The organism is Bordetella petrii (assembly GCF_017356245.1).
Taxonomy (GTDB): domain Bacteria; phylum Pseudomonadota; class Gammaproteobacteria; order Burkholderiales; family Burkholderiaceae_B; genus Bordetella_A; species Bordetella_A petrii_D.
In genome coordinates, this window is sequence record NZ_JAFMZZ010000001.1 from 2,444,641 (window position 1) to 2,459,754 (window position 15,114).

Genomic DNA, 15,114 nt, shown 5'->3' on the forward strand with positions numbered 1-15,114 from the left:
GCACGTACACCGGGCCAAGTTAACAGAATTGACGGACGGCCGACATCCCCCGCGGGCCAAGTCTGCGACAATGGGCGTCGCCGCCGACGGCGATTTTCACGCAGGGCTTGTCTTCCGTCATGCTCAATAAACTCTGGTTGGGTTTCTTCCTGGTTGCCGCCGCCGCGGGCCTGTACCGCTGGCTGGCCATCGGCGATGCCGATGTGTTCCGGCAGATCGTGGCCAGCCTGTTCGACATGGCGCGCGTCTCGGTCGAAGTCATGGTGCTGCTGTTCGGCACCCTTACCCTGTGGCTGGGCTTCCTGCGCATAGCCGAGGCCGCCGGCCTGGTCGAGAAGCTGGCCGCGCTGCTGGGGCCGCTGTTCGCCCGCCTGATGCCCGAGGTGCCGCGCGGCCACCCGGCCATCGGCCTGATCACGCTGAACTTCGCCGCCAACGCGCTGGGCCTGGACAACGCCGCCACGCCCATCGGCCTGCGCGCCATGCGCGAACTGCAGACGCTCAACCCCGCGCCCGACACCGCCAGCAACGCGCAGATCTTGTTCCTGGTGCTCAACGCCTCGTCGCTGACCCTGCTGCCGGTCACGCTGTTCATGTTCCGGGCCCAGCAGGGCGCGGCCGACCCCACGCTGATCTTCCTGCCCATCCTGCTGGCCACCAGCGCCTCGACCCTGACCGGCCTGCTCGCCGTCGCGGCCTGCCAGCGCCTGAAGCTGTACGACCCGGTGGCGCTGGCCTGGCTGGGCGGCGCCGCCCTGCTGCTGGGCGGCTTCATGGCCGTCCTGGCGGGCATGTCGGCCGCCGCCATCGCCAGCCTGTCGTCGCTGCTGGGCAATGTGGCGCTGTTCGGCGTGCTGCTGGCCTTCCTGCTGGTGGGCGCCTGCAAGCGCGTGCCGGTCTACGAAACCTTCATCGCCGGCGCCAAAGAAGGCTTCGATGTCGCCAAGAGCCTGCTGCCCTACCTGGTGGCCATGCTGTGCGCGGTAGGCGTGCTGCGCGCCTCGGGGGCGCTGGACATGGCGCTGGACGGGGTGCGCTGGGTGGCCCACGCGGCCGGCTGGGATACGCGCTTCGTCGATGCCCTGCCCACCGCGCTGGTCAAGCCGTTCTCGGGCAGCGCGGCGCGCGCCATGATGCTGGAAACCATGACGCACTTCGGCGTCGACAGCTTCCCGGCCCTGCTGGCCGCGGTCATGCAGGGCAGCACCGAAACCACGTTCTATGTGCTGGCGGTGTATTTCGGGTCGGTGGGCATCCTGCGCGCGCGCCATGCCGTGGGGTGCGCGCTGGCGGCGGACCTGGCCGGCGTGCTGGCCGCCATGGGCGTGTGCTACTGGTTCTTCGGCTAAGACCCGCGCCGCGCGCCGGGCGCCGCCGCCTCAGCGCAGCGCGGCCTCGATCAGGGCCAGGTCGCGCTCGGCCTGGATGCGCATCAGGCTGAGCAGGTCGCGGGCATTTTGCGAAAGCGGCTTGCCGGGCCGGAACACCAGCAGCGACCGGAATGCCACGTCGATGTCCAGCCGTTTGATGATGAGGCCGCGCGGCAGGTAATCCACCGCCGTCATCGGATGGATCAGGCCGATGCCCATGCCGCACAGCACCAGTTCGCACACCGAAAACGCGTAAGGCGTCTCCAGCACGGGACGCAGGGCCAGGCCGCGCTCGGCCAGCGTCGACTCCAGGCGCCGGCGGCTGGCGTCTTCCGGGTTCAGCGCAATGAAGTCGTGCCCGACCAGCGCCTCGGGAGACACGGTCTTGCACTGGGCCAGCGGATGGCTGGGCGTCATGGCGATCACGCCCGGCATTTCGATGAAGGGCGAATGCTCCAGGCCGACCACCGCGATTTCATCGGCCATCAGGCCGAAGTCGAGTTGGCCCGCGCCGACCTGCTGCAGCACCTCGCGCGAGCTCATGATCTGGAACGACATCTGCACGCGGCGCGATGTGGGGTTGAACGCCGCGATCGCGCGCGGCATGAAGCCGACCCCCAGCGCCGGCAGCGACCCCACCGTCATGCGGCCCACGCCGAACGACTTCAGGCTGCGGATGCGGTGCTCGATCTGCTCGAAGCCGGCAAAGCAGCGGTCCACTTCCACCAGCAGGGCGTCGGCCTCTTGCGTGGGCACCAGCCGGTTGCGCACGCGGTCGAACAGGCGCAGGTCCGCGTCGGCCTCCAGCCGGCGGATCGCCTGGCTGACGGCCGGCTGCGAAATATCCAGCAGCAGCGCGGCCTTGCTGGTGGTGCCGGCCCGCATCACGGCACGGAAGATCTGGATGTCGCGCATTTCCATATCTATAAGCGCTGCTTCTTGTTTAAGTAATATTTAATATTGAAATAATAGTATGCCCGGCACACACTGCGCCATCGATACTGATGACACCGCCCGCGCGGTTTGTGCCAATGCCCTTTTCCCCCGATGCCCCCGCCAGCGCCGGCCGCGCCTATGCCAGCCTGTCTCCCGCCGTCTGGCGCGGTTCGACCGTGGTGTTCGATTCGCTGGACGATTTCGCGGCGCGCAAGCACCGCCAGCCCGACGGCTATAGCTACGGCATTACCGGCACCCCCACCGCGCGCCTGCTGGAAGACCGCATCGCGGCGCTGGAAAACGGCAGGCACTGCGTCATCACTCCGTCCGGCGCCGCTGCCCTGATGACCGCCGTTCTGGCGTATGTGCGCGCGGGCGACCACCTGCTGCTGTCGGCCGCCTGCTACGGTTCGCTGGCGGCGCTGGCCGACAAATGGCTGGCCGCGCTGGGCGTGGCGGTCGAGTATTACGCGCCCACCATCGGCGCCGATATCGAGAGCCTGATCCGGCCCAACACCCGCATGATCTGCCTGGAATCGCCCGGCAGCCTGACCATGGAAATGTGCGACGTGCCGGCCATCGCCGCCGTCGCGCGGCGCCATGGCGTGCTGACCATGATGGACAACACCTGGGCCAGCCCGCTGGGCTTCCGGCCGCTGGACCATGGCGTGGACTTCAGCGTGGAAGCCGCAACCAAGTTCTTCAGCGGTCACTCCGACGTGCTGATGGGCAGCATCGCCACCAACGACGCCGGCCACTATGCCGTGCTGCGCGACGCGCAAAGCACGCTGGGCCAGCAGGTCAGCCCGGACGACTGCTTCCTGGTGCTGCGCGGCCTGGAAACGCTCGCCCTGCGGCTGCAGGCGCAGGGCGAATCGACCCACCGGATCGCCGGCTGGCTGGCGCAGCATCCCCTGGTTGAACGGGTCTGGTACCCGCCCCTGCCGTCCGACCCCGGCCACGCGCTGTGGCAGCGCGATTTCCACAGCAAGGGCTGCCTGTTCTCGCTGCAGCTGGCAGCGGCCGAAGAGCCGGCCTATCGCGCCTTCTTCGGCGCGCTGAAGCAGTTTCCCATCGGCGCCAGCTGGGGCGGCGTGCACAGCCTGGCGGCGTTCTATCCGGCCGAGCTGCAGCGCGCGCGGCAGTATCCGGCGACCGACCAGCCGCTGGTGCGCCTGTCGATCGGCCTGGAGGACAGCGGCCTGCTGCAGGCCGACCTGCAGGCCGCGCTGGCCGCCTATGGCGCGGCGCGGGGCTAGGGCCCATATAGCAGCACCCGCGGCGGCCCGCCGCCGCGGCCTATAACGACATTTCAAGAGGAAAACCATCATGATCGCCAACGTTGTCAGAAAAGCCGCCGGCCTGGCGCTGGCCGCCACGCTGTTCAGCAGCGCAGCCCTTGCCGATACCAAGGACGCCATCCTGGAAAGCCACAAGGTCACCATCGGCATCCACAATCGCCAGCCCTGGGGCTTTCGCGCCGAAGACGGCTCGGCCGCGGGCTTTCATCCCGACCTCATCCGCGCCGCCTTCCAGCGCCTGGGGGTCAAGCAGGTGGATTTCGTCATTACCGAGTTCGGCGCGCTGATTCCGGGCCTGAACGCGGGGCGCTTCGACATGGTGGCCTCGGGCATCGCCATCACGCCCGCGCGCTGCAAGGTGGTGATCTTCAGCGAACCCGACCTGGCCGTCGGTGACAGCCTGATCGTGAAAAAGGGCAACCCGCTGAACATCCACAGCTATGCCGATATCGTGGCCAACCCCAAGATCCGCCTGGCGGGCGGGCGCGGCACGCTGAACTCCAAGAATGCGGTCGACGCCGGCGTGCCGGCCTCGCAAATCACTTACCTGGGCGACGCGCAGGCCATGCTGTCGGCGCTGCTGGCCGACCGCGTCGACGCAGCCACGCTGTCGGCCCCCAGCGTGGCGGGCCTGCTGCAGGATCCCAAGCTGCAGGGCGTGGAACGGGCGCGGCCGTTCACCGGCCTGGTGCGCAACGGCGTGCCGGCCATGATGTACACCGCCATCGCGTTCCGCTCCGACGACACGGCGCTGCGCGACGCCTATGACGAACAGCTGCGCGCCCTGAAGGCCGACGGCACGGTGGACAAGCTGCGCGCCAAGTACGGTTTCACCGACGACGACAAGGTCGACCCGGCCGTGACGACCGACAAGGTCTGCGCCGGCAAGTACTGATTCCGCGCCCAGGATCGGCCATGCAAGGCTTCGACATTCTCGCCGGCATTCTCGAAGGATTCCGGGTGACGGCGCTGGTCACGCTGTACGGCATGATGTGGGCCGTGCCGTTCGCCCTGGTCACGGGGGTGCTGCAGTACTTCACCCGTGGCGGCGCGCGCTTCGCCGTTACGTGCCTGATCGAGTTCTGGCGCAGTTCGCCCGTGCTGATCCTGCTGTTCGTGCTGTACTACGCCCTGCCCGACTTCGGCATACGCCTGTCCAGCATGACCGTAGGCGCCATGGCGCTGGGCCTGAACATCGGCGGCTACGGCAGCCAGGCCGTACGCGCCGCGCTGCAGGCGCTGGACCGCGGCCAGGTCGAGGCGGGCCGCGCCCTGGGCCTGCGCCGGCTGCACATTCTGTGGCTGATCGAGCTGCCCCAGGCGCTGTCGGCCATGATGCCCACCTTTGTCAACCAGTTCATCCAGCTGGTCAAGGGCACGGCCATTGTGTCGCTGATCACGCTTACCGACATGACGTTCCGCGCCAAGCAGATCGCCGAGCTGCAGTACAACCCGGTAGGCGTCTACACCGCGCTGATGCTGGCCTACCTGATCGTGTGCTACCCCGCCACATTGCTGGGACGCCACCTGGAGCGCCGCGTGCAGATAAAGAGCCGAGGTCGCCGTGAGATTTGACCCCGACTTCGCCGTGTCCGTGGTGCCCACCATTCTGGGCGGGCTGGGCACGACCTTGTGGATTACCGTGGCGGCGTCGCTGTGCGCCGCGGTGCTGGGCTTCATCCTGGAGATCCTGCGGCGCAGCAACCGCTGGCTGGGCTATGTGATGCGTTTCGTGATCGACGCGATCCGCTCCACGCCGGTGCTGGTGCAGCTGTACTTCATTTATTTCGTGCTGCCCGTTTACGGGCTGACGCTGCCGGCGGCCGCCTCGGGCGTGCTGGGCCTGTCGATCTACTACAGCGGCTATCTGGCCGAGGTGTTCAAGGGCGGCATCGACAGCATCGACGCCGGCCAGTTCGAGGCCGGCAAGGCCCTGGGGCTGCGCCGCCGCGATGTGATCGTATCGGTGATATTGCCGCAGATGCTGCGCAACGTGGCTGCGCCCATGGGCAATTACTTTGTATCGGCGCTGAAGGCCACGCCCTACCTCGCCGTGATCGCCGTTCCCGAAATGCTGGGGCTGGCCATGGAAGTGGGCGCGAATTCTTTCCGCTATGCCGAACCCATGGTGGCTGTCGGCATCATTTTTCTGATTCTGGCGCTGGGCATCAATTTCCTGGTGCGCCAGCTCGAACGCCGGCTGCAGGCGGCGCACGAACGTTGAGAACGCAGGCCATGACCCCTACCCCTTCCGCGCCGGCGGTGCGCATCGCCGGGCTGCAAAAATGGTACGGCAGCTTTCAGGTGCTGCACGACATTGACCTGACCGTGCAGCCGAACGAGCGCATCGTGATCTGCGGGCCGTCGGGATCCGGCAAGTCCACCCTGATACGCTGCGTCAACCAGCTCGAGACGCACGACCGCGGCACCATCGAAGTCAACGGCCGCCAGGTCGGCCGGTCCACGCCCCGCATGCATATCCTGCGGCGCGACATCGGCATGGTGTTCCAGCACTTCAATCTGTTCCCGCACCTGACGGTGCTGCAGAACTGCACGCTGGCCCTGCGCAAGGCGCGCGGCATGACACCGGCCCAGGCCGAAGAGGTGGCGCGGCACTACCTGGGCCGGGTCCGCATACCCGAACAGCAGGACAAGTATCCCGGCCAACTGTCCGGCGGCCAGCAGCAGCGCGTGGCCATCGCCCGCGCGCTGTGCATGAGCCCCCGGATCATGCTGTTCGACGAGCCGACCTCGGCGCTGGACCCGGAGATGATCAAGGAAGTACTGGACGTCATGACCGACCTGGCGCGCGAGGGCATGACGATGATCTGCGTGACCCACGAAATGAATTTCGCGCGCACCGTGGCCGACCGGGTAGTTTTCATGGACGCCGGCCGCATTGTCGAGCAGGCCGATCCGCAGACATTCTTCCAGGCGCCGTCGCATCCGCGCGCGCGGCAATTCCTGAGCCAGATCTTGTAGGCCCGGCTCGTCACGATACAGCAAGGACTTCACCATGGCGGACAACAGCCGCGTCTGGACCCACATCGACTTCAACCTGGATGGCAAGCAGGCTGGCAACCTGCACGTACCGCATTCGGTCGACCTGTCGGCCTATGCGATGATCCAGATTCCCATCGTCTGCATCCGCAATGGCGAGGGGCCCACGGCGCTGCTCACCGCCGGCAACCACGGCGACGAATACGAAGGGCAGATCGCCCTGCGCAGGCTGGCGCAGGCGCTGCGCCCCGGCGACGTGCGCGGCCGCGTCATCATTATCCCGTCGTTGAACTACCCGGCCGTGGAAGCCGGCCGGCGCGCGTCGCCGGTGGACGAGGGCAACCTGAACCGGCTGTTTCCCGGGCGCGCCAACGGCACGGTCACCGAAATGATCGCCCATTACGTCGACAGCGTGCTGTTCGCCCTGGCCGACGTCGTGATCGATCTGCATTCGGGCGGCCGCTCGCTGGACTACGCGCACACCGCCCTGGCGCAGCGCGTGGCCGATGCCGCCCAGGACGGGGCGCTGCGCAGACTGCTTGCCGCATTCGGCGCGCCGCACAGCGTGCTGACCACCGGCTCGGGCGGTGGCGGCGCCACCACGCTGTACGCCGCCGCCGCCAAGCGCGGCATACCGGCCCTGACCACCGAACTGGGCAGCGGCGCCACCCTCGACCCGCAGGGGCTGGCCATTGCCGAGCACGGCGTGCGGCGCGTGCTGCGCCATTACGGCATCGCCCCCGGCCTGCATTGCGAGCCGGCGCCGGCCACCCAGCTGCTGACATCGCTGGGGCCGCGCCACGCCATCTATGCGCCATGCGCCGGCATGATGGAGCCGCTGGCCAAGGTGGGGGAACGCGTGCGCGAGGGGCAGGCCGCGCTGCGCCTGCATGGCCTGGAAGACCCGCTGGCCCCGCCCCTGACCCTGTATTTCAGTGCGGACGGGATTGTGTCCTGCCGGCGTTTTCCGACGCTGTGCGCGCGCGGCGACGGCCTGTTCCACCTGGCGGCGCCGCTCGACGAACGCTAGCAGGCAGCGGCGGGCGCGCCGAGGCAAGCCCGCCGGCCGCGGTCATTCGACCATCAGGATTTTCATGCCGTTGGTGCCGCCGCTGTCGCGGTAGAAATCGCCCTTGGTCAGGATGATCCAGTCGCCCGGCTGCACGCGGCCGCGTTTTTTCAGTTCGTCGATGGCGGCGTTGCTGAGTTCGGCCGGGTCGTACGCGGAAGGGTCGAACGGCACGGTGTACACGCCGCGGAACATCGCCACCCGGTGCTGGGTCTGGCTGTGCGGGCTGTAGCAGTAGATGGGCACGCCCGAGCGGATGCGCGACATGATCAGCGGGGTATGCCCGCTTTCGGTCAGGGCGATGATGGCCTTCACGCCGGGGAAATGGTTGGCCGCGTACATCGCCGCCAGGGCGATGGTTTCGTCGCAGCGCGAGAACGTTTCGCCCAGCCGGTGGTGCGAGTGCGTGGTGGTGGGGTGCTTCTCGGCGCCCAGGCACACCCGCGCCATGGCCTGCACCGCCTCGGCCGGGTACTGGCCCGACGCGCTTTCGGCCGACAGCATCACCGCATCGGTGTAGTCCAGCACGGCATTGGCCACGTCGGAAACTTCGGCGCGGGTGGGCAGCGGGCTGGAGATCATGGACTCCATCATCTGGGTGGCGGTGATGACCACTTTGTTGAGCGTGCGCGCATGCTGGATGATGCGCTTCTGGATGCCCACCAGCTCGGCATCGCCCACTTCGACGCCCAGGTCGCCGCGCGCCACCATGACGCCGTCGCTGGCACGGATCAGCGAATCGAGGGCCTCGTCGTCGACCACGGCCTCGGCGCGCTCGATCTTGGCGATGATCCAGGCCTCGCTGCCGGCGGCGCGCACCAGTTGGCGGGCCTCGTCGATATCGCGGCCGTAGCGCGGAAACGAGACCGCCACGTAATCGAGGTTGAGTTCGGCCGCCACCAGGATGTCGGCGCGGTCTTTGTCGGTAAGGCTGGGGGCCGACAGGCCGCCGCCGCGCCGGTTGATGCCCTTGTTGTTCGACAGCGGGCCGCCCACGGTTACGGTGGTGTGCACGGAATCGCCGGTAATGCGGTCGACCATCAGCACCACGCGGCCGTCGTCGAGCAGCAGTTCGTCGCCCGGCCGGCAGTCTTGCACCAGCTCGGGATAGTCGATACCCACGATGGAGGCATCGCCCGCGTCTTTGGGATGGCTGTTCGACAGGCAGAAGGGCTGCCCGGCGCGCAGCACCACCTGCTTGTCGGCAAAGCGCGCAATGCGGATCTTGGGGCCCTGCAGGTCGCCCATCAGGGCCACGAAGCGGCCCTGCTTCGCGGCGATTTCGCGCACCAGGCGCGCGCGCTCGCGGTGGTCGTCGGCGGTGCCGTGCGAGAAATTCAGGCGGGCCACGTCGACCCCGGCACGCACCAGCGCTTCCAGCTGCTCGGGCGTGGACGTGGATGGCCCCAGCGTGGCGACGATTTTGGTGCGGCGCAATACGGACATGGATAAACCTCTCGCAGAACGACGAAATCGCTATGGTACGACGCGCGCCCCGGCCGCGGGTATTATGCGCATACCCGACCCGACTACGTTGCGCGCCCGCCACCGACCACCGTGAAAATCGTCATCGCTCCCGATTCCTTCAAAGAAAGCCTTTCCGCCCCCGACGCCGCGGCCGCCATCGAGCGCGGCATCAAGCAGGCCTTCCCCGGCGCGCGCACCCTGTGCGTGCCCATGGCCGACGGCGGCGAGGGCACGGTGGCGGCGGTGCTGGCCGCCACCGGCGGCCAGTGGCGCGCCACGCCCGTCACCGGCGCGCTGGGCGAGCCGCTGCAGGCAGCCTGGGGCTGGCTGGAAGACGGCACGGCCGTGATCGAAATGGCGGCCGCGGCCGGGCTGGAACAAACCCCGCCCGAACGGCGCGACCCGCTGCGGGCCAGCAGCGGCGGCGTGGGCGAACTGCTGCGCGCCGCGCTCGACGCGGGCGCAAGGCGCATCATCCTGGGCCTGGGCGGCTCGGCCACCAACGATGGCGGCGCCGGCCTGCTGGCGGCGCTGGGCGTGCGTTTCCTGGACGCCAACGGACAAGACCTGCCGCCCGGCGGCGCGGCCCTGCTGCAGCTCGAAAACATCGATACGCAGGGCCTGGACGCGCGCCTGGCCAAGGTGCGGATCGACATCGCCTCGGACGTCGACAACCCGCTGTGCGGCCCGCAGGGCGCGTCGCATACCTTCGGCCCGCAAAAAGGCGCAATGCCCGAACAGGTGCAGATGCTGGATCGCAGCCTGGCGCGGCTGGCCGACGTCTGCGCGCGCCACCTGGGACGCGACGTGCGCGATGCGCCGGGCGCCGGCGCGGCCGGCGGGCTGGGCTATGCCGCACACGCTTTCCTGAATGCGCGCTTCCGCCCCGGCGTGGAACTGGTCGCCGAACTGGGCGGGCTGGCGCAGGCCATGGAAGGCGCGGCGCTGGCGTTCACCGGCGAAGGCCGCATGGATGCGCAGACCCTGCGCGGCAAGACCCCGGCGGGCGTCGCGCGCATTGCGCGGCAGGCGGGCGTGCCGGTGGTGGCGTTGGCGGGTTCGCTGGGCGAAGGCTACCAGGACCTGCACGCCGGCGGCATTACCGCGGCGTTCAGCCTGGCCCCGGGGCCGGTCAGCTTGCAGCAGGCCTGCGACAACGCCGCCCAATACCTGTGCGACCGCGCCCGCGACGTCATGCAGCTGTGGCTGGCCGCCGGCAAGCGCATGCTGTAGGCGCCGGGCGTATCAGGCCGGCACGGCGCCGGCCTGCAGCAGCGCATCGGTCAGGCGGATGAATTTCTCGACCGACACTTCTTCGGCGCGCGCCGTGGGCGCGATATCCAGCGCTTCCCAGGGCACCAGCGCGGCCCAGTCGCCCAGCCCGCGCCGCAGCATCTTGCGGCGCTGCGCGAAGGCCCGCGCTACCACGGCCTGCAGGGCGGCGTCGCTGGCCGGGCGCAGGCGGTCGGCCGACAGCGGCACCATGCGCACCACCGCCGACACCACCCGGGGCGGCGGGTCGAAGGCCTCGGGCGGCACATCGAACAGCTTGTCCATGCGGTAGCGCGATTGCAGCATCACCGACAGGCGGCCGTAATCGGCGCTGCCCGGCGCGGCGACCATGCGGTCGATGACTTCCCGCTGCAGCATAAAGTGCTGGTCGCGCACCGTATCGGCGGCGGCCATCAGGTGAAACAGCAGCGGGCTGGAAATGTTGTACGGCAGGTTGCCCACCACCCGCAGACGCTCGCCCAGCGCGGCGAAGTCCACGGTCAGGGCGTCGGCCTCGATCACGGTCAGTTGGGCGGGCGCATGCGCATTGCGCAGGCGCGCCGCCAGGTCGCGGTCGATCTCGACCACGGTCAGATGCGCCAGGCTGCGCAGCAGGGGCTGCGTCAGCGCCGACAGGCCCGGGCCGATCTCGACCACGCGGTCGTCGCGCGCGGGCGCGATGGCCCGCACGATGCCCTCGACCACGCTGTCGTCGGTCAGGAAGTGTTGCCCGAAGCGCTTGCGCGCCTGATGCCTGCTCATGATGGGCTCGCGCCGTGGTCAGCGGTTGTTCTGCTCGATGCGTTCCTGCTTTTCGAGGCGATTGTCGATGTAGGCTTCGTTGCGCAGCTGCGCCAGCCAGTCTTCGAAGGCGGGCTCGGCGCGGCGCTCGAACAGCACCTGGCGTGCCTGCATGCGCTGCAGCTCGTCGCTGACGTCGTGCTCGCGCCGCTGCTCGACCTGGATCAGGTGCCAGCCGAACGGCGACAGCACCGGCTCGCTGATGCCGCCGACTGGCAGCGCGTTCATGGCCTGCTCGAACGCGGGCACCATTTCGCCCGGGTTGACCCAGCCCAGGTCGCCGCCTTGCGGCGCGTTGGCGTCTTGCGAGTACTGGCGCGCCATGTCGGCAAACGAGGCGCCGCCATTGACGATGCGCTGGCGGATCTGTTCCAGGCGCTGGCGCGCCTGGTCGTCGCTCATGACGGCCGAGGTCTTGATCAGGATGTGGCGCGCGTGCGTCTGCGTGACCTGCACGGGGCCCTGGTGGGCCGGCATGCCGGCGCCCGGCTGCGGCGCCGGCGGCGCCTGGGGCGCGGCGGCCTGGGCGGGCGCCGGGCGGCCGCCGGCGCGGTCCAGCACCTTCAGGATATGGAAGCCATTGCCGCTCTGGAGCAGGCCGCTGATCTGGCCCGGCTGCAGCGAGGCGATGGCCTTGATGAACAGGTCGGGCCAGCCGTCGAGCGGACGCGCGCCCATGACGCCGCCCTGCAGCGCCTCGGGCCCGTCGGACGACGAGGCCGCCAGGCTGGCGAAATCGCCGCCCTGCTTCAATTGCGCCAGCAGGCCCTCGGCCTTCTTGCGCAGGTTGGCGACCTCGCTCGGGCTGGCGCCTTCGGGCACGCGCACCAGGATCTGCGCCAGCGCCACCTGCTCGGGCCCCGACTGCGCGGGCTGCGCCGGCCGCGGCGCGGGCTGGCCCTGGGCCTGGGCGCCGAAGCCCGCGCCGGCGGCCGGATTGTGGGCGCGGTCTTTCAGGAAGGCGTCGACTTCGGCGTCGGTGATGATGATGTTCGAATCGACCGCGCGCTGGCGCAGGCGGTTCATGCGGATGTCGCTGGCCAGCGATTTGCGGTATTGGTCCCAGGTGACGCCGGATTTTTCGATCTCGGCGCGCATCTGCGCCACCGGAATGCGGTTGCGGCCGGCGATGGTTTCGATGGCCTGGTCGACCTGCGCATCGTTGACGCGGATGCCCAGGCGGTCGGCCTCTTGCTTCTGCAGCCGTTCCATGATCAGGCTTTGCAGCACCTGCCTGCGCAGGATGTCCGGCGGCGGCACCTGGATGCCGCGATGCTTCAGGTCTTCGGTGGCGCGCGCCGCGCCGCTTTCGACTTCGCGCAGCGTGATGACGTCTTTGTTGACCACCGCCGCGATGCCGTCGACGAATTGCTCGCCCTGGGGCGCGGGCTGGGCCGCCGTGGCCGGGGCCGCGGCGGGCTTGGTGCCGCCCGTGGCCGGCCGCTGGGCCTGCGCGACGGAGGCGCCGGCGCAGACAGCCAGGATCAGCAGGCTGCCGGGCAGCCGGCGCAAGAAGTGCAAGCTACGCATCATTCATACCTTTCAAATGTCGTGCCCTGGGGCGTCGGGGGCGTCACGGCCTGATAGCCCGGGATGCTCTTGTTCAACAGGCTCATGGGGTCGGTGCCCAGCGAACCCAGGCCGGTCAGTTCAAGCTGGAAGAACACTGCCGTATTGGCGTCGGTGGCCGACACGGCATAGCGCTGGAATACGACGCGGCCGGTCCAGCAGCAATCGCCCTTGTACTCGAGCCCGGCGATGGCTTGCGTGACGCGCGGCGATTCTTCGGCGGCGGTGGCGGTGGCGGGCTCGGTGCGCAGGGAATAGTCGATGCGGCCCACGCCGTACCAGCGTTCGGTGAAGGGCCACTGGAACGCCAGGCTGATCTGGTCTTGCCCGCGCGGCTGGTAGGCCACGCCCGGCAGCGGGTCGCGCTGGTAGCGGTACGACAGCGCCACCGAGGTCAGGCGCTGCGGCCGCCAGCGCGCGCTGATCAGGCCGCGCGACCAGTTGTTGCGGTAGGGGTCGTACTGCGCGGCCACTTCGGTGCTGAGCGTGTCGGTCAGGGCGGCGCTGGCCGCCACCAGGAAATCGGAGCGCACGTTGTCGCGCGGTGTTTCGCCCGGCAGCGTGACGCGCTGGTCTTCGAAGTACAGGCGCTGCGCCGCCGACAGCGACAGGCGCTCGAGGCCGGAGTCGGCATCCAGCCAGCGCGTCGTCAGCGCGGCGGTCAGCTGGTTGGCGTTGGCGATGCGGTCCCAGCCGCCGGTGTAGATGTTTTCCTGGAAGGCCTGGTCGAAGCTGAAGTTGGCCAGCGTGGTGTCGTAGACCGGGATATCGGACTGGTCGCGGTACGGCACGCGCAGGTAATACAGGCGCGGCTCGAGCGTCTGGATGGAATCGTTGCCGAACAGCGTGGTGTCGCGCTCGAAGACCATGCCGGCATCGACCGAGAAAATGGGCAGGGTGCGCGAAATGGACTGCGGATTGTTCGACAGCCGGTACCAGTCGGTTTGGTACTGGGTGTAGTTCAGGCCGATCTTGGGGGTCAGGAACCAGCCCGGGCGCACAATGGGAAAGGCGGCCGTGGCGTAAGTCTGGAAGCGATCGCCGTCGGGGCCCAGGCGCACGCCGTCGAGCAGCGGCCGCTGGAAGCGCACGGCGGTGTTGGTCCATTCGAGGTCGAAGCCGCCCACGTCGTAGCGCGCGCCCTTCAGGTAGAGCTCGGGCACCTTGTCGTAGGGCGGCGCCAGCGGGGCGTCGGGATCCTGCAGGGTCTGGTACTTGTAGACCTGCGCGTACGACTGCCAGTAGCGGCTGCTCCAGCCCACCCGGCCGCGCTGCGGCAGGTAGGTGGTAGAGGCCTCGTTCAGCCCCAGCGTGGAAAAGTCGCGGAAATAGTTGTCGTCGGAAACCTTGGCGAAATCCCAGTCGGTATAGAACCCGCCGCCCAGCAGCTGCTGGTGGCGCGACCGGAACATCCAGCGGTCATCGCCGGTTTCGCGGTCGCTGGACAGGTACGTGCCCACCAGGTTGCCGTTGTACGACTGGCCCAGGTAGCGGAACTCGCCGCCCAGCTGCGGGCCGCGCTTGCTCAGGAAGCGCGGCTGCAGGGTCAGGTCGTAGTTGGGCGCCAGGTTGAAGTAATACGGCAGCGACAGGTCGATGCCGCTTTTGCTGGTCAGGCCATAAGTGGGCACCAGAAAGCCCGACTTGCGCTCTTTCTTGACCGGGAAGGTCAGGTACGGCGAGGCCAGCAGCGGCACGTCTTTGAAATACAGCACGCCATTGCGCGCCACGCCCTCGTTTTCGTCGAAATCCAGGTCGACGCTGTCGGCCTTGATGTACCACGACGGCTTGGGACACGGGCAGCCGCTGTACTGCACGGTGGTCAGCCGCATTTGCGAGCGGCTGAAGATTTCGGCCCGCTCGGCGCGGGCAAAGCCCCCGCTGGCGCCGATCCAGAAGTCGGGCGAATCGATCTCGCCGCTGTCGGTGTCGATGTTGAACTGCGCCGACGGGCCGGTAACCAGGGTGCCGTCGCGCATCAGGCGGGCGTTGCCCTGGATGTCGACCGCGCCGGTGTCGCTGGCGTAGTCGATGTGGTCGCCCTTGACCACGCCGTCGATGCGGCGCACCTGAGCGCCGCCGGTCAGGGTGACGTTGGAGTCGGGATCGCCCTTCAGGTGGTCGGACTCGGTGAACACGGGGATCTGGTCGTCGTCCATCCGGTGCATGCGCAGGCCGGGCGAGGTGCGCAGCTGGGTGGACTCGCGCAGCTGCGACTGGGGCGCCGTGTCGGCGGGCGGGACGGTTCCCTGGCTGCCTTGGGCGTGAACGGCCCCGGCCAAGCTGACAGCAGAGAGGATCAACCACCGGACCATACGCACCGTGAACG

At 68.7% G+C, this 15,114-nt stretch carries 13 protein-coding genes; 8 read left to right on the forward strand and 5 right to left on the reverse strand.

Going from position 1 to position 15,114, the window contains the following annotated elements:
• The first annotated feature begins 119 nt into the window (after positions 1 to 119).
• On the forward strand, positions 120 to 1,349 hold the full coding sequence (locus J2P76_RS11795; RefSeq protein ID WP_207407588.1) for a nucleoside recognition domain-containing protein: 1,230 nt from the start codon (positions 120 to 122) through the stop codon (positions 1,347 to 1,349).
• A gap of 30 nt (positions 1,350 to 1,379) precedes the next feature.
• Here J2P76_RS11795 and J2P76_RS11800 read toward each other — a convergent pair whose 3' ends face one another.
• The gene (locus J2P76_RS11800) at positions 1,380 to 2,291 is read right to left on the reverse strand and encodes a LysR substrate-binding domain-containing protein (protein WP_207407590.1); all 912 of its coding nucleotides are present in this window, start codon (positions 2,289 to 2,291) and stop codon (positions 1,380 to 1,382) included.
• A 110-nt stretch (positions 2,292 to 2,401) separates the two neighbouring features.
• Here J2P76_RS11800 and metC point away from each other — a divergent pair, with 110 nt between their 5' ends.
• From metC to J2P76_RS11830, 6 genes are all read left to right on the forward strand, one after another.
• Positions 2,402 to 3,565 (forward strand): cystathionine beta-lyase, encoded by a 1,164-nt coding sequence (metC, locus tag J2P76_RS11805; RefSeq protein WP_207407592.1) that lies wholly within the window; start codon positions 2,402 to 2,404, stop codon positions 3,563 to 3,565.
• 70 nt (positions 3,566 to 3,635) lie between these two features.
• Entirely contained in the window at positions 3,636 to 4,502 is an 867-nt protein-coding gene (gene ehuB / locus J2P76_RS11810; protein WP_207407594.1) for an ectoine/hydroxyectoine ABC transporter substrate-binding protein EhuB, read from the forward strand.
• A gap of 20 nt (positions 4,503 to 4,522) precedes the next feature.
• Complete coding sequence (locus J2P76_RS11815; protein WP_207407595.1) at positions 4,523 to 5,182, forward strand: amino acid ABC transporter permease; 660 nt, start codon at positions 4,523 to 4,525, stop codon at positions 5,180 to 5,182.
• Positions 5,172 to 5,831, forward strand: a complete 660-nt coding sequence (gene ehuD / locus J2P76_RS11820; protein WP_207407597.1) for an ectoine/hydroxyectoine ABC transporter permease subunit EhuD — start codon at positions 5,172 to 5,174, stop codon at positions 5,829 to 5,831. The genes J2P76_RS11815 and ehuD overlap by 11 nt, the downstream gene beginning before the upstream one ends.
• An 11-nt stretch (positions 5,832 to 5,842) precedes the next feature.
• Positions 5,843 to 6,589: an amino acid ABC transporter ATP-binding protein gene (locus J2P76_RS11825; RefSeq protein WP_207407599.1), complete on the forward strand. Its 747-nt coding sequence runs from the start codon at positions 5,843 to 5,845 to the stop codon at positions 6,587 to 6,589.
• Positions 6,590 to 6,623: 34 nt separating this feature from the next.
• The gene (locus tag J2P76_RS11830; RefSeq protein WP_207407601.1) at positions 6,624 to 7,637 is read left to right on the forward strand and encodes a succinylglutamate desuccinylase/aspartoacylase family protein; all 1,014 of its coding nucleotides are present in this window, start codon (positions 6,624 to 6,626) and stop codon (positions 7,635 to 7,637) included.
• A gap of 42 nt (positions 7,638 to 7,679) precedes the next feature.
• Here the strand turns inward: J2P76_RS11830 and pyk are convergent, their stop codons facing one another.
• Positions 7,680 to 9,122 carry a pyruvate kinase gene (pyk, locus tag J2P76_RS11835; protein WP_207407603.1) on the reverse strand — a complete coding sequence of 481 codons (1,443 nt, stop codon included), beginning with the start codon at positions 9,120 to 9,122 and terminating at the stop codon, positions 7,680 to 7,682.
• Positions 9,123 to 9,233: 111 nt separating this feature from the next.
• Here pyk and J2P76_RS11840 point away from each other — a divergent pair, with 111 nt between their 5' ends.
• Positions 9,234 to 10,376, forward strand: a complete 1,143-nt coding sequence (locus J2P76_RS11840; RefSeq protein ID WP_207407605.1) for a glycerate kinase — start codon at positions 9,234 to 9,236, stop codon at positions 10,374 to 10,376.
• 12 nt (positions 10,377 to 10,388) lie between these two features.
• On the opposite strand, the gene rsmA is transcribed toward J2P76_RS11840, so the two are convergent.
• Genes rsmA through J2P76_RS11855 form a run of 3 tightly spaced genes read right to left on the reverse strand, consistent with a single transcriptional unit; the run spans position 10,389 to position 15,106 of the window.
• Positions 10,389 to 11,177: a 16S rRNA (adenine(1518)-N(6)/adenine(1519)-N(6))-dimethyltransferase RsmA gene (gene rsmA / locus J2P76_RS11845; protein WP_207407607.1), complete on the reverse strand. Its 789-nt coding sequence runs from the start codon at positions 11,175 to 11,177 to the stop codon at positions 10,389 to 10,391.
• Positions 11,178 to 11,195: 18 nt separating this feature from the next.
• Positions 11,196 to 12,749, reverse strand: coding sequence for a peptidylprolyl isomerase (locus J2P76_RS11850; RefSeq protein WP_207407609.1), 1,554 nt, complete (start codon positions 12,747 to 12,749; stop codon positions 11,196 to 11,198).
• Positions 12,746 to 15,106 (reverse strand): LPS assembly protein LptD, encoded by a 2,361-nt coding sequence (locus tag J2P76_RS11855; RefSeq protein ID WP_207407610.1) that lies wholly within the window; start codon positions 15,104 to 15,106, stop codon positions 12,746 to 12,748. The genes J2P76_RS11850 and J2P76_RS11855 overlap by 4 nt, the downstream gene beginning before the upstream one ends.
• Positions 15,107 to 15,114: the final 8 nt, after the last annotated feature.